General features: G+C 52.8%; 22 protein-coding genes and 1 tRNA gene. 17 read left to right on the forward strand and 6 right to left on the reverse strand.

The annotated features are described in order from the left end of the window. Positions 1-61 precede the first annotated feature (61 nt). The 4 genes from gcvT to AAIG39_RS08285 all read left to right on the forward strand — a co-directional run bounded on the left by gcvT (position 62) and on the right by AAIG39_RS08285 (position 5441). Positions 62-1156: a glycine cleavage system aminomethyltransferase GcvT gene (gene gcvT / locus AAIG39_RS08270; protein WP_343193596.1), complete on the forward strand. Its 1095-nt coding sequence runs from the start codon at positions 62-64 to the stop codon at positions 1154-1156. Positions 1157-1181: 25 nt separating this feature from the next. Next, positions 1182-1571, forward strand: a complete 390-nt coding sequence (gene gcvH / locus AAIG39_RS08275; protein WP_090083472.1) for a glycine cleavage system protein GcvH — start codon at positions 1182-1184, stop codon at positions 1569-1571. Between the two features lie 183 nt (positions 1572-1754). Next, positions 1755-4628: an aminomethyl-transferring glycine dehydrogenase gene (gcvP, locus tag AAIG39_RS08280; protein WP_343193597.1), complete on the forward strand. Its 2874-nt coding sequence runs from the start codon at positions 1755-1757 to the stop codon at positions 4626-4628. Positions 4629-4697: 69 nt separating this feature from the next. Then, positions 4698-5441 (forward strand): SDR family oxidoreductase, encoded by a 744-nt coding sequence (locus AAIG39_RS08285; protein ID WP_343193598.1) that lies wholly within the window; start codon positions 4698-4700, stop codon positions 5439-5441. A 44-nt stretch (positions 5442-5485) separates the two neighbouring features. Here AAIG39_RS08285 and AAIG39_RS08290 read toward each other — a convergent pair whose 3' ends face one another. After that, the gene (locus AAIG39_RS08290) at positions 5486-6919 is read right to left on the reverse strand and encodes a 6-phospho-beta-glucosidase (protein ID WP_249572242.1); all 1434 of its coding nucleotides are present in this window, start codon (positions 6917-6919) and stop codon (positions 5486-5488) included. A gap of 122 nt (positions 6920-7041) precedes the next feature. Then, positions 7042-7770: a MurR/RpiR family transcriptional regulator gene (locus AAIG39_RS08295; protein ID WP_039077977.1), complete on the reverse strand. Its 729-nt coding sequence runs from the start codon at positions 7768-7770 to the stop codon at positions 7042-7044. Positions 7771-7822: 52 nt separating this feature from the next. On the opposite strand from AAIG39_RS08295, the gene yqfB reads away from it, so the two are divergent. Further along, on the forward strand, positions 7823-8134 hold the full coding sequence (yqfB, locus tag AAIG39_RS08300) for a N(4)-acetylcytidine aminohydrolase (RefSeq protein WP_343193599.1): 312 nt from the start codon (positions 7823-7825) through the stop codon (positions 8132-8134). A 160-nt stretch (positions 8135-8294) separates the two neighbouring features. After that, entirely contained in the window at positions 8295-8954 is a 660-nt protein-coding gene (trhA, locus tag AAIG39_RS08305) for a PAQR family membrane homeostasis protein TrhA (RefSeq protein WP_343193600.1), read from the forward strand. Positions 8955-9121: 167 nt separating this feature from the next. On the opposite strand, the gene ygfZ is transcribed toward trhA, so the two are convergent. Beyond that, the gene (gene ygfZ / locus AAIG39_RS08310; RefSeq protein ID WP_343193601.1) at positions 9122-10105 is read right to left on the reverse strand and encodes a tRNA-modifying protein YgfZ; all 984 of its coding nucleotides are present in this window, start codon (positions 10103-10105) and stop codon (positions 9122-9124) included. A 249-nt stretch (positions 10106-10354) separates the two neighbouring features. Between ygfZ and sdhE the strand changes: the two genes are divergently transcribed. Together sdhE and AAIG39_RS08320 are read left to right on the forward strand one after the other, a co-directional pair. After that, positions 10355-10621 (forward strand): FAD assembly factor SdhE, encoded by a 267-nt coding sequence (gene sdhE, locus AAIG39_RS08315; protein WP_090083482.1) that lies wholly within the window; start codon positions 10355-10357, stop codon positions 10619-10621. Beyond that, positions 10602-11018 (forward strand): protein YgfX, encoded by a 417-nt coding sequence (locus tag AAIG39_RS08320; protein WP_343193602.1) that lies wholly within the window; start codon positions 10602-10604, stop codon positions 11016-11018. The genes sdhE and AAIG39_RS08320 overlap by 20 nt, the downstream gene beginning before the upstream one ends. 2 nt (positions 11019-11020) lie before the next feature. Here the strand turns inward: AAIG39_RS08320 and fldB are convergent, their stop codons facing one another. Continuing rightward, positions 11021-11542: a flavodoxin FldB gene (gene fldB, locus AAIG39_RS08325; protein ID WP_343193603.1), complete on the reverse strand. Its 522-nt coding sequence runs from the start codon at positions 11540-11542 to the stop codon at positions 11021-11023. Positions 11543-11643: 101 nt separating this feature from the next. Here fldB and xerD point away from each other — a divergent pair, with 101 nt between their 5' ends. From xerD to lysS, 5 genes are all read left to right on the forward strand, one after another. Continuing rightward, positions 11644-12540, forward strand: coding sequence for a site-specific tyrosine recombinase XerD (xerD, locus tag AAIG39_RS08330; protein WP_343193604.1), 897 nt, complete (start codon positions 11644-11646; stop codon positions 12538-12540). Between the two features lie 24 nt (positions 12541-12564). After that, positions 12565-13278 (forward strand): bifunctional protein-disulfide isomerase/oxidoreductase DsbC, encoded by a 714-nt coding sequence (gene dsbC, locus AAIG39_RS08335; protein ID WP_343193605.1) that lies wholly within the window; start codon positions 12565-12567, stop codon positions 13276-13278. A 5-nt stretch (positions 13279-13283) separates the two neighbouring features. Next, entirely contained in the window at positions 13284-15017 is a 1734-nt protein-coding gene (gene recJ / locus AAIG39_RS08340) for a single-stranded-DNA-specific exonuclease RecJ (RefSeq protein WP_343193606.1), read from the forward strand. 91 nt (positions 15018-15108) lie between these two features. After that, positions 15109-16207 (forward strand): peptide chain release factor 2 gene (gene prfB / locus AAIG39_RS08345; protein WP_343193607.1). Its coding sequence is split into 2 segments (ribosomal slippage): positions 15109-15183 and positions 15185-16207, totalling 1098 coding nucleotides; the frame shifts between segments, so codons are not numbered across the junction. Between the two features lie 9 nt (positions 16208-16216). Beyond that, positions 16217-17734: a lysine--tRNA ligase gene (gene lysS, locus AAIG39_RS08350; RefSeq protein ID WP_090083492.1), complete on the forward strand. Its 1518-nt coding sequence runs from the start codon at positions 16217-16219 to the stop codon at positions 17732-17734. Between the two features lie 47 nt (positions 17735-17781). Here lysS and idi read toward each other — a convergent pair whose 3' ends face one another. Together idi and AAIG39_RS08360 are read right to left on the reverse strand one after the other, a co-directional pair. Further along, positions 17782-18327, reverse strand: coding sequence for an isopentenyl-diphosphate Delta-isomerase (gene idi / locus AAIG39_RS08355; protein ID WP_249572206.1), 546 nt, complete (start codon positions 18325-18327; stop codon positions 17782-17784). Positions 18328-18444: 117 nt separating this feature from the next. After that, positions 18445-18588, reverse strand: a complete 144-nt coding sequence (locus AAIG39_RS08360) for a DUF554 family protein (protein ID WP_343193678.1) — start codon at positions 18586-18588, stop codon at positions 18445-18447. A 102-nt stretch (positions 18589-18690) separates the two neighbouring features. Between AAIG39_RS08360 and actS the strand changes: the two genes are divergently transcribed. The 4 genes from actS to AAIG39_RS08380 all read left to right on the forward strand — a co-directional run bounded on the left by actS (position 18691) and on the right by AAIG39_RS08380 (position 20916). Continuing rightward, positions 18691-19419 carry an amidase activator ActS gene (gene actS / locus AAIG39_RS08365; protein ID WP_090083495.1) on the forward strand — a complete coding sequence of 243 codons (729 nt, stop codon included), beginning with the start codon at positions 18691-18693 and terminating at the stop codon, positions 19417-19419. A 92-nt stretch (positions 19420-19511) separates the two neighbouring features. Continuing rightward, a tRNA-Gly gene (locus tag AAIG39_RS08370) sits at positions 19512-19585 on the forward strand. Between the two features lie 687 nt (positions 19586-20272). After that, a complete protein-coding gene (locus AAIG39_RS08375; RefSeq protein WP_165369407.1) occupies positions 20273-20413 on the forward strand; it encodes a hypothetical protein in 141 nt (46 codons plus the stop codon). A 2-nt stretch (positions 20414-20415) separates the two neighbouring features. Beyond that, the gene (locus AAIG39_RS08380) at positions 20416-20916 is read left to right on the forward strand and encodes a DUF1643 domain-containing protein (protein WP_171964904.1); all 501 of its coding nucleotides are present in this window, start codon (positions 20416-20418) and stop codon (positions 20914-20916) included. Positions 20917-21511 lie beyond the last annotated feature (595 nt).

Raw genomic sequence — 21511 nt, forward strand, 5'->3', positions numbered from 1 at the left:
TCGTGCGATGATTTTTTAACCGCTGACAACGTGAAAGCCCCGCTTATTCGACGAGGAAAAGATGGCCCAGCAGACTCCTTTGTATGAACAACACACGCTATGCGGCGCACGCATGGTGGATTTCCATGGCTGGATGATGCCGCTGCATTACGGATCGCAAATTGATGAGCATCACGCGGTGCGTACCGATGCGGGCATGTTCGATGTGTCGCATATGACGATTGTCGATTTACGCGGCAACCGTACCCGGGAATTCTTGCGCTACTTGCTGGCAAATGACGTAGCGAAGCTCACCAGGCCCGGCAAGGCGCTATACTCCGGAATGCTAAATGCATCGGGCGGAGTCATTGATGACCTCATCGTTTACTATTTTACCGAAGGTTTCTTCCGCCTCGTTGTAAACTCCGCCACCCGCGAAAAAGACCTCTCCTGGATTACCCAACACGCTGAACCTTATGCCATTGACATCACTGTCCGTGACGATCTGTCGCTGATTGCCGTCCAGGGGCCAAATGCGCAGGCCAAAGCCGCGACCCTGTTTACTGACCAACAGCGTCAGGCAGTAGAAGGCATGAAGCCATTCTTTGGCGTTGAGTCAGGTGATCTGTTTATCGCGACCACTGGCTATACGGGGGAGGTGGGTTATGAAATCGCACTGCCGAATGAACAGGCAGCGGATTTCTGGCAGAAGCTGGTACAGGCAGGTGTTAAGCCATGTGGCCTGGGCGCGCGCGATACGCTGCGCCTTGAAGCGGGCATGAACTTGTACGGTCAGGAAATGGACGAGGGCGTTTCGCCGCTCGCAGCCAATATGGGCTGGACCATTGCCTGGGAACCGGCGGACCGTGATTTTATCGGTCGCGAAGCGCTCGAATTACAGCGCGAGAAAGGTACCGAACAACTGGTCGGTCTGATCATGACCGAGAAAGGCGTGCTGCGTAACGAATTGCCGGTGCGGTTTACTGATGCCCAGGGTAACGCGTGTGAAGGCGTGATCACCAGTGGAACTTTCTCTCCGACGCTGGGCTACAGTATCGCACTGGCGCGTGTGCCTGCGGGCATTGGCGACACGGCGATCGTCCAGATCCGTAATCGTGAAATGCCGGTGAAAGTGACGAAACCTATTTTTGTACGCGCTGGCAAAGCCGTCGCGTGATTCATTCTTATTTGGAGATTTAGTGATGAGCAACGTACCTGCAGAACTGAAATACAGCAAAGAACACGAGTGGCTGCGTAAAGAAGCGGATGGCACGTACACCATCGGTATCACTGAACATGCGCAGGAATTATTGGGCGACATGGTGTTTGTTGACCTGCCAGAAGTGGGCGCAACTGTTGCCGCAGGCGATGATTGTGCCGTCGCTGAATCAGTAAAAGCGGCTTCCGATATTTATGCCCCGATCAGCGGTGAAATCGTTGCTGTTAACGAGGCTCTGGGCGATGCGCCGGAGCAGGTTAACAGCGAGCCCTATGGCGAAGGCTGGATTTTCAAAATTAAAGCCAGCGATGAATCGGAAGTTGATGCGCTGTTGAGTGCAACAGAATACGAAGCACTGTTAGAAGACGAGTAAATACGCGTCATCCTTCACGTTGCAGGCTCGTTGGCTTCGCCGCTTAACCCCAGCCACTTACTTTTGTACGTTCCTGGGGATTCACTGCCTCGCCGCTTCCTGCAACGCGAATGATTTAGCGTATTCAGGCAAGAAATCACGATTTCCAAATTGATTCACCGCACGTTTCAGGAACCATCGCTCATGACACAGACTTTAAGCCAGCTTGAAAACCGTGGCGCTTTCATTGAACGTCACATTGGGCCGGATGCTCAGCAACAGCAAGAGATGCTGAAAACGGTTGGCGCGGATTCGTTAAATGCACTGATTTCGCAGATCGTGCCAAAAGATATCCAGCTCGCCACGCCGCCGCAGGTGGGTGAAGCCACGACTGAATATGCCGCGCTGGCGGAGCTAAAAGCAATTGCCGGACGTAACAAGCGCTTTAAGTCTTACATTGGCATGGGCTACACCAACGTGCAGTTGCCGCCGGTGATCCTGCGCAATATGCTGGAAAACCCGGGCTGGTACACCGCCTACACCCCGTATCAGCCAGAAGTCTCCCAGGGCCGTCTGGAAGCGCTGCTGAACTTCCAGCAGGTAACACTGGATCTGACCGGCCTCGACATTGCCTCTGCTTCTCTGCTGGATGAAGCTACTGCCGCTGCCGAAGCGATGGCGATGGCAAAGCGCGTCAGCAAACTGAAAAATGCCAACCGTTTCTTTGTTGCCGCCGACATACATCCGCAAACGCTGGATGTGGTGCGCACCCGTGCCGAAACCTTTGGTTTTGACGTCATCGTGGATGATGCCAGCAAAGTGCTGGATCATCAGGATGTGTTTGGCGTGCTGTTGCAGCAGGTAGGCACGACTGGCGAAGTACACGACTACAGTGCGCTGATCGCCGAACTGAAAGCCCGGAAAATTGTGGTCAGCGTCGCCGCCGATTTTATGGCGCTGGTGCTGCTGACCGCGCCGGGTAAACAAGGGGCTGATATTGTCTTCGGTTCTGCGCAGCGCTTCGGCGTGCCGATGGGATACGGCGGCCCGCATGCGGCATTCTTTGCCGCCAAAGATGAATTCAAACGCTCCATGCCTGGCCGTATTATCGGCGTTTCAAAAGATGCGGCGGGCAATACCGCGCTGCGCATGGCGATGCAGACCCGCGAGCAGCATATTCGCCGCGAGAAAGCGAACTCCAACATTTGTACTTCTCAGGTGTTACTGGCCAATATAGCCAGCCTGTATGCCGTTTATCACGGGCCGGTTGGTCTGAAACGCATCGCGAATCGAATCCACCGTCTGGCCGACATTCTGGCTACCGGCCTGCAACAAAAAGGGTTGAAACTGCGTCACGCCCACTACTTCGATACTCTGTGCGTTGAAGTGGCCGACAAAGCCGCCGTGCTGGCACGCGCGCAAGTCGCGGAAATTAACCTGCGCAGCGATATTCTGAATGCCGTGGGTATCACGCTTGATGAAACCACTACCCGTGATGATGTACAGAAACTCTTTGCCGTGGTGCTGGGTGATGCGCAAGGACTGGATATCGACGCACTGGATAAAGAGGTGGCGCTTGACAGCCGTTCTGTGCCTGCCGCGATGTTGCGTGATGATGCTATCCTGAGCCACCCGGTCTTTAATCGCTATCACAGCGAAACTGAGATGATGCGCTACATGCACTCTCTGGAGCGCAAAGATCTGGCGCTCAACCAGGCGATGATCCCGCTGGGCTCCTGTACCATGAAGCTGAACGCCGCAGCGGAAATGATCCCAATCACCTGGCCTGAATTCGCAGAACTGCATCCGTTCTGTCCGCCAGAGCAAGCCGAAGGCTACCATCACATGATCGCTCAGCTTTCCGACTGGCTGGTGAAACTGACGGGTTACGATGCCCTTTGTATGCAGCCGAACTCTGGCGCGCAGGGGGAATATGCAGGCCTGCTGGCGATTCGTCACTATCATGAGAGCCGTAATGAAGGCCATCGTGATATCTGCCTGATCCCGGCGTCTGCGCACGGGACCAACCCGGCGTCAGCACAGATGGCAGGTATGCAGGTGGTGGTTGTTGCCTGTGATAAGAACGGCAACATCGATCTGGCCGATCTGCGCGCGAAAGCGGAACAACATGCGGCAAACCTCTCTTGCATCATGGTGACCTACCCATCCACTCACGGTGTTTACGAAGAGACTATCCGTGAAGTATGCGAAATTGTGCACCAATTTGGCGGGCAGGTTTACCTCGACGGCGCGAATATGAACGCACAGGTGGGAGTTACCTCACCGGGCTTTATCGGCGCTGATGTGTCGCATCTCAACCTGCATAAAACCTTCTGTATTCCGCACGGCGGCGGCGGTCCTGGTATGGGGCCGATTGGTGTGAAAGCGCATCTGGCGCCGTTTGTACCCGGTCACAGCGTGGTACAGATTGAAGGCATGCTGACCCGACAGGGCGCGGTATCCGCCGCTCCGTTTGGCAGCGCGTCGATTTTGCCAATCAGCTGGATGTACATCCGTATGATGGGGGCCGAAGGGCTGAAACAGGCAAGCCAGGTGGCAATTCTGAATGCTAACTACATTGCCAGCCGTCTGAAAGATGCATTCCCGGTTCTTTATACTGGTCGTGATGGTCGGGTGGCGCATGAATGTATTCTCGACATTCGTCCGCTGAAAGAAGAGACCGGTATTAGCGAACTGGATATTGCGAAGCGCCTGATTGATTACGGTTTCCATGCGCCGACCATGTCCTTCCCGGTCGCGGGTACGCTGATGGTTGAGCCGACCGAGTCTGAAAGCAAAGCCGAACTGGATCGCTTTATTGACGCTATGCTGGCCATACGTGGCGAAATCAACCGCGTAAAAGCGGGCGAATGGCCGCTTACCGATAACCCTCTGGTGAATGCACCGCATACGCAGAACGAGCTGGTAGCCGAGTGGCATCACGGTTATACCCGTGAGCAGGCTGTCTTCCCGGCGGGTGTAGCGAACAAGTACTGGCCAACGGTGAAACGTCTTGATGATGTTTACGGCGACCGTAACCTGTTCTGCTCCTGCGTACCGATGAGCGAATATCAGTAATTAGCGCTACGCTTTTACAGGCCGGGTGACGTTCGCGTTGCCCGGCCTTTTTATTAGGGGGAATGCAGATTGGCAATTGCACTTGTCACTGGCGGTAGCCGGGGAATAGGGAAGGCGACAGCGTTATTGCTGGGCGCAGAAGGGTATACGGTCGCGGTCAATTATCAGCACAATGTGCAGGCCGCGCAGTCTGTGGTGGAGACTATTATTGCGGCGGGCGGGAAAGCGTTCGCGATACAGGCAGATATCGGTGAAGAAGCGCAGGTCGTGGCGATGTTTGCACGTATTGATGAGGCGGGTGAACCGCTGACTGCGCTGGTAAATAACGCCGGAATCTTGTTTACCCAGAGTCGTGTGGAAGCGATGACGGCGGAGCGCATTAATCAGGTTCTGCAGACTAACGTAACGGGCACCTTTCTCTGCTGCCGGGAGGCTATCAAGCGTATGGCGCTGCCTGATGGTGGAAAAGGCGGGGCTATAGTTAATGTCTCTTCAGCGGGGGCACGGCTCGGTTCGCCTGGCGAGTATGTTGATTATGCGGCCTCGAAGGGGGCAATGGATACGCTTACCACGGGCTTATCGGTGGAAGTCGCGGCGCAAGGGATTCGGGTTAACAGCGTTCGGCCGGGGTTTATCTATACGGAAATGCATGCCTCTGGCGGTGAACCCGGGCGGGTCGATAGGGTGAAGTCCGCACTGCCGATGCAGCGTGGCGGTCAGCCAGAAGAGGTGGCTCAGGCGATTGTCTGGCTGCTGAGCGATAAGGCGTCTTATGTAACCGGAAGTTTTATCGAGCTGGCGGGGGGCAAGTAGTGCCGGTTTATCCCCTCACCCCGTAGGGGCGAGGGGAACTCAACTTAAATATTCTCGCCGTTGCTGGCGATCACTTCTTTATACCAGTTAAAACTCTTCTTACGGGAACGGGACATGTCGCCGGTGCCGTCATCATGTTTATTCACGTAGATAAAGCCGTAGCGTTTGCTGTACTGGCCGGTGGTAAAAGAGACACAGTCGATACAGCCCCACGGGGTGTAACCCATCAGGTCAACGCCATCATACGTCACCGCTTCAACCATCTCTTTTACGTGAGCACGCAGATAATCGATACGATAATCGTCAATAATGCTGCCGTCTTCCTCTACTTTGTCATATGCACCAAAGCCGTTTTCAACAATAAACAGCGGCTTCTGATAACGTTCATACAGTTCGCACAGCGCATAACGTAGGCCTACCGGATCAATCTGCCAGCCCCAGTCGGACGCTTTTACGTGCGGGTTCGGTACGCTGCCCTGGAAGCCGGAAATGGCATCACCGGTGCCGCCTTCGGCTTTTACCGCATTGGTCATGTAGTAGCTAAAGCCGAGATAGTCACAGGTTCCTTCACGCAGAGCCTGCTCGTCGCCCGCTTCCATTTTGATGTTGAAACCGCGGCGTTCCCATTCGTTTAACACATAAGACGGGTAGTAACCACGCAACTGGACGTCGGTAAAGACATAGCGCTCACGCATGGATTCCTGCGCAAACATCACATCTTCTGGCTTACAGGAGAACGGGTACAGTGGCACCATGGCCAGCATGCAGCCGATTTTCATTTCCGGATTGATGCGGTGACCGATTTTCACCGCCAGCGCGCTGGCCACGAACTGATGGTGCAGTACCTGGTACATGGTCTCTTCCGGGTTTTCATGATCGGTATAGACCACACCGGAACAGCAGTAGCCAAACAGCGGCGCACGCCAGTTACGCTGGTTATTGATTTCGTTGAAGGTCATCCAGTATTTCACCTTCGCTTTGTAGCGTTCAAACACCACTTCGGCGAAGCGAACAAAGAAATCCACGACCTTACGGTTGGTCCAGCCGCCGTATTCCTGCACCAGGTGCAGCGGCATTTCGAAGTGGGACAGGGTGATGACAGGTTCGATGTTATATTTGAGCAGCTCGTCAAACATATCATCATAGAATTTCAGGCCTTCTTCGTTAGGCTGCAGTTCGTCGCCTTTCGGAAAGATGCGTGTCCAGGCGATAGAGGTACGGAAGCATTTGAAGCCCATTTCAGCGAAGAGTTTAATGTCTTCTTTGTAGTGACCGTAAAAATCGACCGCTTCATGGTTCGGGTAGTATTTTCCTTCGATGACCTGGCGGGTGATTTCGCGTGGAACGCCGTGCGCGCCACCGGTGAGTACATCACAAATGCTTGGGCCTTTTCCACCCTGATTCCAGCCCCCTTCAACCTGATGTGCAGCAACGGCGCCGCCCCATAAAAAGTCTTTTGGTAAGGTCAATTTTTTCATCGTCATTACTCTCGCCCTGGTAATAAAATCTGCGCTCGAGTCTAGCAAAGGGAATAAAAATGTCACGATATAACAAATTACCCTCCTGGTGATTTGTTACTTCAATAAAACAATATGTTTTTTTATGCTATTTTCTTCGCCAGTTTCCGGCCTAGTGATTCCAGAATATAGATCACCGGAATTTGTGTCGTAATATCGTAAACGCCGGCAATGCGTGTTTGGGGTACATGCCAGGAAAGATTAAAATCCGCCAGTTTTGCCAGTCGCGAATGCTCATGGCTGGTGATAGTCAGGACTTTGCAGTGATGGAGGCTGAACTGGCTGGCAAAACGCAGAATCTCCTCGGTTTCTCCGGAGACAGACAATACAATAGCCAGCGCATTTCTTGCCATGTCATTGGTGACCGGAAAATAAGGATCGTCAATATGATTACTGAATTTCCCGACGTTGGAAAAGAAGCGTGCGCCATATTTTGCCAGAGCGCCGGATGTCCCCGCGCCAACAAATATAATACGCTCTGACGATAATATAATGTCGACCGCTTTATCTAATAAAGTGTCAAACTCATCGTTATTCACACTTTTAAAAAAGCTGATAATTTCACTGGCGCCAAAATTAGCCTGCTGGGGCTCGTTTTGTTCTAAATATAATTTAAAGCGGACGCGAAATTCTGAATAGCCTTCACATTGCAGCTTGCGGCAGAAACGCAGCACCGTGGTGGTTGACACCCCAGCTCCGTCGGCCAGTTCGCGGATGGTCATATACATCACTTTGTCACGATTTTTGACGACATAGTTGTAGACCATCATCTCAAGATTGTTGAGACTGGCGATAGCGGCGTGGGAGAACATACTCACAGTGTCAACGACTCACTTATCAGATTTATCATCAGGGAATAATAACATGCAGCCGAACGACATCACTTTTTTTCAGCGCTTTCAGGACGACATTCTGGCGGGGCGCAAAACAATTACTATCCGTAATGAAAGTGAATCGCACTTTCGCGCCGGGGATATCTTGCGCGTGGGACGTTACGAAGATGATGTTTATTTTTGCACCATAGAGGTGATTGGTACGTCAGCGACCACCCTTGACGGCCTGACAGAAGAACATGCGCAGCAGGAAAACATGTCCCTGGCTGAACTCAAAGCTGTCATTGCCGCTATCTATCCCGGACAGAATCAGTTTTATGTGATTGATTTCAGGGTCCTGTAAAAAAACAGTAACACCTGTTAGTTAAAAATTAATTTTAACTTATTGATATTTATCTATTCATATAAATATCATGATTTATTTAAGCGAACAGGTGTGCACTGGAATCATTCTCAGTTACTCTATAGTCGCGACGTTTTATTTTCAGTACCCGGAGTTAACTATGGTGGATAAACCATTCATCAAACAGGGATACACGCTGGCTGAGGAAATAGCCAACAGCATCAGCCATGGCATCGGGCTGGTGTTTGGTATTGTAGGACTGGTGCTTCTGCTGGTGCAGGCCGTTGACAGTAATGCCAGCACGCTGGCGATCACCAGCTATAGTCTCTACGGCGGCAGCATGATTTTGCTGTTTCTCGCCTCCACGCTTTATCACGCTATACCGCATCAGCGGGCAAAAGTGTGGCTTAAGAAATTCGACCATTGCGCAATCTATCTACTGATTGCCGGAACCTATACGCCTTTTCTGCTGGTGGGGCTGGATTCGCCGCTGGCAAGGGGATTGATGATTGTTATCTGGGGCCTTGCACTGCTGGGCATCCTGTTCAAGTTGACCATTGCTCACCGTTTCAAAATGCTATCGCTGGTGACCTATCTGACCATGGGCTGGCTTTCACTGATTGTGGTTTATCAACTGGCGATCAAGCTGGCGGTTGGCGGAGTAACATTACTGGCGGCAGGTGGGGTGGTTTACTCACTGGGCGTGATATTTTACGTCTGTAAGCGTATTCCCTATAACCACGCTATCTGGCACGGCTTTGTGCTGGGTGGCAGTGTGTGCCACTTTCTGGCGATTTATCTGTACGTTGGGCAGATTTAAACGCTGACATGTTAGAGGAAAACGCCCCGGCGGCGCTACGCTTGTCGGGGCTACGGGGTTATGCCACATAGCGGCTCTAAACCAGGCTGTCTGTGGTTCGCTAGCCCGGACAAAACGTAGCATCGCCCCGGGGGAGCGCGTCAGCGCTCCAGCCCGGAAACGGTAACTTAGCTCTCTTCCAGCGAATAGGGCAGTGGCTCAATTGCCAGAGTATTCGCATCATCGCGTACGCGAAATACGCTATCTGGCTCCATATCGTTGTTCATCACCGTCTGAACCAGCAGTTTGCCGTCATCCAGTTGCACCGCAGCCAATACCGTGCCGGTGCGACGCCAGTTTTCACCCATCTTAAGTTCCAGATCTTCACCAGCTTCCGGCACCCGGCTGGCTTTCCCCGCCAGATACCACAGTGCACGCTTGTTCGCGCCACGGAATTTCGCACGGGCGACCATCTCCTGCCCGGTGTAGCATCCTTTCTTGAAACTGATGCCGCCCAGCGCCTGAATGTTTGTGGCCTGGGGAATAAATTGCGCGCTATTGACGGTGTCAATGACAGGGAGGCCCGCTTCGATATTGAGCGCCAGCCACTGCTGGCTGTTGTTCAGTTGTGCTTCGCCACGCAGGGCTTCTGTTACTTTTTCTGCGGTGGCGACATCGGTCACCAGTAAAAAACGTTCCGCCGGATGGGCAAACCAGAGAAGCGTGGTTTCACCATCACGCACCAGCTGTTTATCTGCGTCCGGCAGGGCTGAAAACAGATTTGCAAGCGCGGCGCGAGACTGGAACCCGGCAATACCAAGCAGCACATGTTCATTGTCTGCTTCGATGGTAACTTTGGAGAAGACAGCATACTTTTTCAATTCTTTAAGCTGTGCGTCTGCAACGCTGCGGCGTAAAATCCAGCTAAAACCCTCGGCGGTACGGAACAGACGCAGATTGCTCCACATTTTGCCTTTCGCATCGCAATGCGCAGCCAGCAGATGCTGGTCGTCAGTCAGTTTCGCCACATCGGCTGTCACCTGGCCTTGCAGGTATTTCTCACTGTCTGCGCCCTTGATAGTTGCCAGCGACCAGTCATCGAGAGTCATAAGCGTCAGCGGCAAACGCGCTGATGCGGTCGGCTGGCGCGGAGGAAACGGAGTAAAAGCCATAGTATTGTCCTGATTAGCCTGATGCGTTTTATCACCTAATGGTAAAAGAGCCGTTGCCCAATGCAAGCGATAAAAACAGGCGATTTGTGCCTTATAACGAGTATGGGTAAAGCCACGCAAAATGGTCGTAATAGTTGCAATTGATGGGATTTATTCTGGAAGTCTCCTCGTAAATATAAATATTCCGCCGATGGATGATTAAAAACACGTTACAATGGCAGCCCATCGTGGCTATGCAGGTTTCAGAACATGGATATTAACAACAAAGCCCGTATTCATTGGGCATGTCGACGTGGAATGCGTGAGCTGGATATTTCCATCATGCCTTTCTTTGAACATGAATATGATTCGCTGAGTGATGATGACAAACGCGTGTTTGTGCGTCTTCTGCAGAGCGATGACCCGGATTTATTTAACTGGTTGATGAATCACGGCAAGCCTCAGGATGAGGAGTTGCAGCGAATGATCCAGTTAATTCAGACACGGAATCGGGAACGTGGTCCTGTGGCAATCTGATATACGCGTCTCCTGGCGCTCACAATGGCTCTCACTTTTACTCCATGGCTTGATGGCGGCATTTGTATTGCTGTTGCCCTGGCCGTTGAGCTATACGCCGCTTTGGCTAATGCTTTTGTCACTGGTGGTGTTCGACAGCGTAAGGAGTCAGCGCCGCATTAATGCCTGTCAGGGGGAGATCAAACTGCTGATGGATGCGCGTTTGCGCTGGCAAGGCGTAGAATGGGAAATCGTCGGAACACCATGGATGCTGAATATTGGTGTGGTTCTGCGTTTGCGTCGGGAAAAAGATGGTCGCCGACAGCATTTGTGGCTGGCGGCAGACAGCATGGATGCGCAAGAGTGGCGTGATTTACGCCGACTGATTTCGCAACAATCGGCGCAACGCCAGCACTAAGCTCAGGCGAACTGTCCGGCCATTTCTACCAGAATCTGTTCGCACCAGTTCTGAATACGTTCATCGCTCAGGTCATATTGGTTGGTTTCATCCAGCGCGAGACCTACAAACAGCTGACCATCAGCTATGATCGGTTTGGTGCTGGTGAATTCGTAGCCTTCTGTTGGCCAGTAACCAATGAATTTTACTCCGCGCGGGGCCAGCTTATCGTGAAGCATTCCGAGCGCGTCGAGGAACCACTCGCCGTAGCCGAGCTGGTCGCCCATACCGTACAGTGCGACAATTTTTCCGTCGAGATTGAGTGTGTCGAGCTGATCCCAGATGGCTTCCCAGTCTTCCTGCAATTCGCCAAAGTCCCAGGTGGGAATGCCAAGAATCAGAGCGTCGTACTGCTCCATTAACGCGGGAGTGTCGTCTTTCAGGTTGTGTAACGTCACCAGTTCCGGGCCGATAATATCGCGGATTTTTTCTGCCGCCATTTCGGTGTAGCAGGTACTGGAACCATAAAACAGGCCGATGTTCATAACGTAAACGTCTCAATTCCGGATGTGTCTTTGCGAGCAGTGTACCAGAATCATACCGCAATCAGGCATAATGCAAGGATTCGAGGCAAGGAGGAGCACAGGTGGAACAAGATTTCGCACGTATCGAACAATTTCTTGATGCCCTCTGGCTTGAGCGAAACCTGGCGGAAAACACCCTTAGTGCGTATCGCCGTGATTTGCAGGGCCTTGTGGAATGGCTACATCATCAGGGGCTGTCGCTCGAAAGCGCGCAGGCAGATGATTTGCAAAACCTTCTGGCGCAAAGAATGGACGGTGGCTATAAAGCAACGAGTTCAGCACGATTGCTCAGCGCCATGCGTCGTTTTTTTCAGCATCTCTACAGGGAGAAGTTTCGTCAGGACGATCCCAGTGCATTACTCGCTTCGCCGAAACTGCCGCAGCGCCTTCCGAAAGATCTCAGTGAAGCGCAGGTTGAGCGGCTATTAGCATCGCCGTGCATTGACCAGCCGCTGGAGTTACGCGATAAAGCGATGCTGGAACTGCTTTATGCTACCGGGCTTCGTGTCTCAGAACTGGTTGGGCTGATGATGAGCGACATTAGCTTGCGCCAGGGCGTTGTGCGTGTCATCGGTAAAGGTAATAAAGAACGTCTTGTTCCGCTGGGAGAAGAAGCGGTGTACTGGGTGGAAAACTATCTGGAACATGGGCGCCCCTGGCTGTTGAATGGCGTATCGATTGACGTACTGTTTCCGAGCCAGCGTGCTCAACAGATGACACGGCAAACATTCTGGCATCGCATCAAGCATTATGCGCAACTGGCTGGCATCGACAGCGAAAAACTCTCGCCGCACGTTTTGCGTCATGCCTTTGCTACCCATTTACTGAATCACGGTGCAGACTTACGTGTGGTTCAGATGTTGCTTGGCCACAGCGATCTCTCCACAACCCAGATTTATACGCATGTCGCGACGGAGCGGCTGCGACAGCTTCATCAGCAACATCACCCGCGGGCGTGATAGTTGTTTTTTAAAGGATACGTTATGAAAAAAGGTTTTATCATGTTCACCCTGCTGGCGGCGGCGCTGACTGGCACGGCACGTGCCGACGATGCCGCTATCAAGCAATCGCTGGCAAAATTGGGTGTACAGAGTTCCGATATTCAGCCTGCGCCTGTTGCCGGAATGAAAACAGTGCTGACCAATAGCGGCGTGCTGTATGTCACTGATGACGGCAAACATATCATTCAGGGGCCCATGTACGACGTGAGCGGCGCCCAGCCGGTAAATGTCACCAACCAGTTACTGATGACGCATCTCAATGCTCTGGAAAAAGAGATGATTGTCTATAAAGCGCCACAGGAAAAGCATGTGATCACCGTATTCACGGACATCACCTGCGGCTACTGCCACAAACTGCATGAAGAGATGGCAGACTATAACGCGCTGGGTATCACCGTGCGTTACCTGGCTTTCCCGCGCCAGGGGCTGCAGAGTCAGGCCGGGCAGGATATGAAAGCCATCTGGTGCGCAAAAGACCGTAACAAAGCCTTTAATGACGCGATGGCCGGCAAGGGTGTTAAGCCAGCCAGTTGCGATCTTGATATCGCCGATCACTATGCACTTGGCGTGCAGTTTGGCGTGAACGGTACGCCAGCCATTGTGTTAAACGATGGTTCCGTTGTACCAGGATATCAGGGGCCGAAAGAGATGAAAGCTTTCCTCGATCAACATCAAAAACAGACTGGCGGTAAGTAATTCACGTGAAAGCCGAAATTCGACTTCGCCGCCGCGAAGTAAACGACGCGGCGGATTTACCTGCCGATCTTCCCCCACTTCTGCGTCGTCTTTATGCCAGTCGCGGTGTTTGCAGCGCGGCGGATCTGGAGCGCGGGGTGAAAGGCATGCTGCCCTGGCAGCGGCTGCATGGTATTGATAAAGCGGTAGAGATTCTCTATAACGCCTTGCGCGAAGGGTTGCGCATTGTGGTTGTCGGTGATTTTGACGCCGATGGTGCAACCAGTACCGCGCTGAGCGTTCTGGCCTTACGCGCACTGGGCGGCAATAACATCGCCTATCTGGTGCCGAACCGTTTTGAAGACGGTTATGGGTTAAGTCCCGAGGTCGTCGATCAGGCGCACGCGCGCGGCGCGCAACTGATCCTGACCGTGGACAACGGTATCTCGTCACATGCCGGAGTTGAATGGGCTCATGCGCTGGGTATTCCGGTGGTGGTAACCGACCACCATCTTCCCGGCGAAACCCTGCCCAATGCCGAAGCCATCATTAACCCGAACCTGCGCGAGTGCGATTTTCCCTCGAAGTCGCTTGCGGGAGTGGGCGTGGCCTTCTATCTGATGCTGGCATTGCGAACTTTTTTACGTGACAAAGGCTGGTTCGATGAGCGTGGGCTGGCGATCCCTAACCTGGCGGAACTGCTTGATTTAGTGGCCTTAGGCACCGTTGCGGATGTCGTGCCGTTGGATGCCAACAACCGCATTCTGACCTGGCAGGGCTTAAGCCGCATTCGTGCCGGGAAATGCCGTCCTGGCATCAAAGCGCTACTCGAAGTTGCTAATCGCGATGCGCAGAAACTGGCGGCCAGCGACTTAGGCTTTGCGCTTGGCCCACGTCTGAATGCCGCTGGGCGTCTGGATGATATGTCAGTTGGCGTGGCGCTGTTGCTCAGTGACAATCTCGGCGAAGCACGTGTGCTGGCCAGCGAACTTGATGCGCTAAACCAGACGCGCAAAGAGATTGAGCAGGGTATGCAGGCAGAAGCGTTGACGCTGTGCGAAAAACTGGAACGTAGCCGGGATACGCTACCGGGCGGTCTGGCTATGTACCATCCCGAATGGCACCAGGGAGTAGTCGGTATTCTGGCGTCGCGCATTAAAGAACGCTTCCACCGTCCGGTTATCGCTTTTGCGCCTGCCGGAGATGGCACTTTAAAAGGCTCAGGACGTTCAATCCAGGGGCTTCACATGCGCGATGCACTGGAGCGTCTGGATACGCTTCACCCTGGGCTGATGATCAAGTTCGGTGGTCATGCGATGGCGGCGGGGCTGTCGCTGGAGGAGGCGCGGTTTGAGGAGTTCCAGCGCTACTTTGGCGAACTGGTCACCGAGTGGCTGGATCCGGCACTGTTGCAAGGTGAAATCGTCTCTGATGGCCTGTTAAAACCGGATGAAATGACCCTTGATACAGCTGAAATGTTGCGCGATGCCGGGCCCTGGGGGCAGATGTTCCCGGAACCGCTGTTTGATGGCGAATTTCGCCTTTTGCAACAACGGCTGGTAGGGGAGCGCCATCTCAAAGTGATGGTCGAACCGGTCGGCGGAGGCCCCCTGCTTGACGGTATTGCCTTTAATGTTGATACCACCTGCTGGCCCGATAACGGCGTGCGCGTCGTCAATATCGCTTATAAACTGGATGTGAATGAGTATCGCGGCAATCGCAGTGTGCAATTAATCATTGATCACCTGTGGCCAATTTAACGCCAGTATTCTCTACTAATAAGGGCTGAAATCCGGTAAAATTCCGCCCTTATGACCGCATTTTGACAAGTCCATCTAAAGAAATCAGACCATGTTTGAAATTAACCCGGTAAAAAATCGCATTCAGGACCTCACGGAGCGCTCCGACGTTCTTAGGGGGTATCTTTGACTATAACGCTAAGAAAGAGCGTCTGGAAGAAGTAAACGCCGAGCTGGAACAGCCGGATGTCTGGAACGAACCTGAACGCGCACAAGCGCTGGGTAAAGAGCGTTCCTCCCTCGAAGCCATTGTTGATACACTCGACCAAATGAGTCAGGGGCTGGAAGATGTTTCCGGTCTGCTGGAACTGGCTGTCGAAGCTGACGACGAAGAAACCTTCAACGAAGCCGTTGCTGAACTCGATGCTCTGGAAGAAAAACTGGCACAGCTCGAATTCCGCCGTATGTTCTCTGGTGAATACGACAACGCCGACTGCTACCTGGATATTCAGGCCGGTTCCGGCGGCACCGAGGCACAGGACTGGGCGAGTATGCTGGAGCGCATGTATCTGCGCTGGGCAGAAGCGCGTGGCTTTAAGACTGAAATCATCGAAGAATCCGAAGGTGAAGTGGCGGGTATCAAATCCGTTACGATCAAGATTTCCGGTGATTACGCCTATGGCTGGCTGCGTACCGAAACCGGCGTTCACCGCCTGGTGCGTAAGAGCCCGTTCGATTCCGGCGGCCGTCGCCACACGTCATTCAGTTCGGCGTTCGTTTACCCGGAAGTGGATGACGATATTGATATCGAAATCAACCCGGCGGATCTGCGTATCGATGTGTATCGCGCATCTGGCGCGGGCGGTCAGCACGTTAACCGTACGGAATCCGCGGTGCGTATTACCCACATTCCAACCGGGCTGGTGACGCAGTGCCAGAACGACCGCTCCCAGCACAAGAACAAAGACCAGGCCATGAAGCAGATGAAAGCGAAGCTTTATGAGCTGGAAATGCAGAAGAAGAATGCCGAAAAACAGGCGATGGAAGACAACAAATCCGACATCGGCTGGGGTAGCCAGATTCGTTCTTACGTCCTTGATGACTCCCGCATTAAAGACCTGCGCACCGGGGTTGAAACCCGTAACACGCAGGCGGTGCTGGATGGCAGCCTGGATCAATTTATCGAAGCAAGTTTGAAAGCAGGGTTATGAGGAACCAACATGTCTGAACAACAAGCACAGGGCGCTGACGCGGCAGTCGATCTTAATAATGAACTGAAAACTCGCCGCGAAAAGCTGGCATTGCTGCGTGAGCAAGGCGTGCCGTTCCCGAACGATTTTCGTCGCGACCACACCTCAGACCATCTGCACGCTGACTTCGATGCAAAAGAAAACGAAGAGCTGGAAGCACTGAACATTGAAGTGGCCGTTGCGGGTCGTATGATGACCCGTCGCATCATGGGTAAAGCGTCTTTCGTCACCCTCCAGGATGTTGGTGGTCGTATTCAGTTGTACGTTGCTCGTGATGATCTGCCGGAAGGTGTTTACAACGAACAGTTTAAAAAATGGGACCTGGGCGATATCCTGGGCGCGAAAGGCAAGCTGTTCAAAACCAAAACCGGCGAGCTGTCCATTCACTGTACTGAACTGCGTCTGTTGACCAAAGCCCTGCGCCCGCTGCCGGACAAATTCCACGGCCTGCAGGATCAGGAAGCGCGCTATCGTCAGCGCTATCTGGATCTGATCTCTAACGAAGATTCCCGCAACACATTTAAAGTGCGTTCCAAAATCATGGCCGGTATTCGCCAGTTCATGGTGAATCGCGACTTTATGGAAGTGGAAACCCCGATGATGCAGGTGATTCCTGGTGGTGCGTCTGCGCGTCCCTTTATCACCCACCACAACGCACTGGATCTGGACATGTACCTGCGTATCGCGCCGGAACTGTATCTGAAACGTCTGGTGGTTGGCGGCTTCGATCGCGTGTTCGAAATCAACCGTAACTTCCGTAACGAAGGTATCTCCGTTCGCCACAACCCTGAGTTCACCATGATGGAACTCTACATGGCATACGCAGATTACAAAGATCTGATCGAACTGACCGAATCCCTGTTCCGTACTCTGGCGCAGGATATTCTGGGTAAAACCGAAGTGCCTTACGGCGACGAAGTGTTCGATTTCGGTAAACCGTTCGAAAAACTGACCATGCGCGAAGCGATTCAGAAATACCGTCCGGAGACGAATATGGCGGACCTGGACAACTTCGACTCAGCGAAAGCTATTGCAGAAAGCATTGGCATTAAAGTTGAGAAAAGCTGGGGCCTGGGCCGTATTGTGACCGAGATCTTCGAAGAAGTGGCCGAAGCACACCTGATTCAGCCTACCTTCATCACCGAATATCCGGCTGAGGTGTCTCCGCTGGCGCGTCGTAACGATGTGAACCCGGAAATCACCGATCGCTTCGAGTTCTTTATCGGTGGACGTGAAATCGGTAACGGCTTTAGTGAACTGAACGATGCTGAAGATCAGGCACAACGCTTCCAGGATCAGGTTAACGCGAAGGATGCGGGCGATGACGAAGCGATGTTCTATGACGAAGACTATGTGACCGCGCTGGAGCATGGTTTGCCGCCGACTGCGGGTCTGGGTATTGGTATCGACCGTATGGTTATGCTGTTTACTAATAGCCACACCATCCGCGACGTGATTCTGTTCCCGGCGATGCGTCCGGTTAAATAAGTCGTTAAGACATGAAAAAAGCCCCGGTGTGCAAACACGGGGCTTTTTTATTGCCTGACGCTGGCGGCAAACTCTCTGAGTTGCTCGTTGGCGTTATCTGCTTCCAGCACCATCCACGGACTAAATGCCCAGGGGGTTGCAACCAGAGAGAGGAAGAGGGCATCAAGTTTAACCCAATGATAATCCATAACCTCATCGGTATTGATTCGCAATGGCGTAATGATTTGTGCAGCAAACACGGGGCAAATTTCGTTTTCGACAATCCCGGACGGATCGGTCTCGCGATAACGGAAACCCGGCGCAATAGAGGTAATATCGATAATATCCACACCCACTTCATAGCGGCAGCGGCGAACCATGGCCTGTTCAAGCGTTTCTCCCTGCTGTGGGTGTCCACAGACGGAGTTGGTCCACACGCCCGGCCAGGCTTTTTTGCTCATGGCCCGACGGGTGACCAGACATTCACCGCGTGAATTGAAAAGCCAGGAAGAGAAGGCGAGATGTAGCGGGGTGTTATGGTGATGAGCGGTATATTTTTCTTCCATGCCGATGGGTGAGCCGTGCTCATCCAGTAAAATGACATGTTCTTGCATGCTTATGATATCTCCGGATCGACATAAAACCGTATGACGCGACGGCAGTGTGACTACGGCGCAACTCCGTAGCCGGACCGGTGGCGTCGCGCCAACGGTTAAACATTATACCCGTTCTCAGGCAAACAGTTTGGCCCAGAGGGCGGAAAAGGGCATTACCAGCAAAAGGCCGGGTAGCATATTGGCAACCGGAAACGGTTTTATATTGCAGATACGCAATCCTGTGACCATAAAGTGACTACCTGAAACCAGAGAAATTATTGCTCACGGCTACCCCTTTATCGTCAGTGAGCGGTAAGTGGTTGGCATCCCGGTGTTGGCTGCCTAGAATAAGGGGTCATTCATTTTTTCAGAGGATCTGTTTTGCGTGCAGGAAGCCTGACAAGAAACCCACTTCACATTGTTATTTGCCTGGCCGTGGCGTTATTGCTGGCGGGGTGTGCTGGCAGCAAATCGTCTGAGAGCGGCAATGTTTACACAGTAAAACGTGGGGACACACTATATAAAATTTCGCGCCAGACTGGCACCAGCGTGAATGACCTTGCCCGGCTTAACGGGATTTCCCCGCCGTACACCATTGAGGTCGGTCAACGTCTGAAACTGAACGGCTCGTCGAAATCGTCCTCTGCAAAAGGCGGCACCCAAACGGCTAAAGTCGTGCCTTCATCGGCTGTGCCGCTCTCTTCCTGGCCCCCCGTTGGGCAGCGCTGCTGGCGTTGGCCGACCACTGGCAAGGTGATCAGACCCTATTCCACATCCGAAGGCGGGAATAAAGGGATTGATATTGCAGGTTCTCGCGGGCAGGCGGTTTACGCAGCCGGAGCAGGGAAGGTGGTCTATGCCGGGAACCAGCTGCGCGGTTATGGCAACCTGATCATGATTAAGCACAGCGATGAGTACATCACGGCTTATGCGCACAACGACACTATCCTTGTTAACAACGGGCAGAGTGTGAAGATTGGGCAAAAAATTGCCACGATGGGCAGCACTGATGCAGACGGAGTGCAGTTGCACTTCCAGATTCGCTATAAGGCAACGGCTATCGATCCGTTGCGTTATCTGCCACCACAGGGTAACCCGCCGAAGTGTTAAGATTAGCGCTAAGCGATTAATTTATGGTCAGTTAGTCGTTTAGCGTCTTGCCAGTCGGTGTTTAAGGTTTATAATGCCTGTCACACCACAAGGCGGGTGTAGTTCAATGGTAGAACGAGAGCTTCCCAAGCTCTATACGAGGGTTCGATTCCCTTCGCCCGCTCCAAGCCAATGATAAATAAGCATATTGTTATTTATCAGCTAGTTACTTTACCCCGCTAATGCAGGTACAGCCGTAACTACACATTGCACAATCGCCGCGCCTGTCGCGTGGTTGGTGTGTGGTGGTCGGGAGCATATCACCGCGCTGGCGGTAGTTTCAACGTTCGCACCGCGATAGCCCAACATGAACCGAAAGCCGTACACCCGGCATAACTCCCGCAGCATTCATCTGTTCCGCACTTAGCGCGGTGTCCCGTAACAGCCTGTCGTGATGACACGCCACGGATAAACGAGCTGATGTTGGGAAGCCTAACCTGTCCGGGAAAGCGGCAGGCTCTACCGTGGTGTTCACCGTGCCATAAATGAACGGTACTCGATAAGAGAACGGATGGTTGTACAAGATTAAGATGATGATGCGCCGGGGGCGCTGCTGCTGGGTGTACCCAACACGGCGCTAATGGCTTGCTATTGCCTGTGAATGGGCTACGTTTAACTGGCTGATGGGTGGCTCCGTCTGCACTAGCCCCGGCTCTGCGCTGCCAGACCGGGGCATCCCTCCTGAATTTCCCTTCCTGTGTTTCCCCAGCCATGCTTCGCAGTTGAGCCTCGCAGTGGTAATAAATAACAACCCGTTGCATTTGTATTGATCATTTTGTAGCCTAAGATTAATCCTAATCTTGTGGGGCTTGGCATGGCTGACAAAGAGCGTTTGCAGAAGCAAGAATCCGCCGAAATAGAATTAGACAAGTTGTTAGAAAATCTGGAACTGACGCAGGAGCAACGCGACTTCATTGACTCGATGCGGGATGATAAACGTAGTGAAGAGGGTTAATCATGGATGTGAACAAAGACGCGATCTTCTCTGTGTGCGGGAAGTACCGTTACGCTATTTCCAGAACGTGGGACGCTGCAAAGCCTTATGCTCTTTTCATCGGTTTGAATCCATCGTATGCGGACGCAGAGCTTGACGACCCCACACTGAAACGTTGTATCTCATTTGCGCAGAGCTGGGGCTTCGGGGGGGTACGTATCGCGAACCTGTTCGCGTATGTGTGTACTGACCGCTTTGAGATGATGAGATTCCCGGAGCCTGTCGGGGCGGATAATGATAAGTATCTGGCAGAATTGATAGCTGGTGCTGGTATCGTTGTTGCTGCGTGGGGGAATGAAGGGCGGCACCTGAAACGCTCTGCCGTAGTACGGGCGTTCCTTCCTGTAGATACGAAGTGTTTTAAAATTAACGCAACGGGAGAGCCTATGCACCCGTTATATGTGCATGGTGATACTAAACTGATTCCGTTTCTGATGCCGGATAATGCTGCTGTGGGGTGCTGAACGTCAACGCAAAGTGGCTTAAGCAGTGGGGAAAATGGTTAGCTTAGCGTTATCTGGTTCAAGGGGAGCTACCCTACAGCCTCACTCTCTGAATGCAAAATAGCCTCACAATCCCACTGTTAAAAGTCCCGGCTTGAAAAATTGCACGCTTATAGTTGCGCCTCCCTCAACTCTATAGCTCGCCCGCGCCCCCGTGCGCATGTGCGTGCCCGCGCGTCAGGGGTCGCTGAGAAAACCCTAAGATTTTGCTCAGCCGAGACAACCGTTGCAGGCGCGAAATGCTGGACGATTGCTGCTGCCGAATGTGGGTGCGGGCGATTGATTTTCACTGTGTATCTGTACATCCCTCTAAAACGATCTGTGCCGCGTTCTACGGCGTCCTGTGCTTTCGGTGTGTGATTTAACGTCTGAGTGATTTCGTGATCGTGGCGGTGCTGTGGTGATCTGCTACGTGCGCCGTGGGGCTTTGCTGCTGTGGTGCGGTGCCAGTCTGTCGTGGCTGCGCCTGTCTCATTCGGGTATACCGAATTGTGATGCGCTGCAACTGTCGCAATCAAGTTTATTTCATATCCTATTGACTATGGTTTTAAGGTGT

The sequence above is a fragment of the Phytobacter palmae genome, from assembly GCF_039409775.1.
GTDB classification, from domain to species: Bacteria; Pseudomonadota; Gammaproteobacteria; order Enterobacterales; family Enterobacteriaceae; genus Phytobacter; species Phytobacter palmae.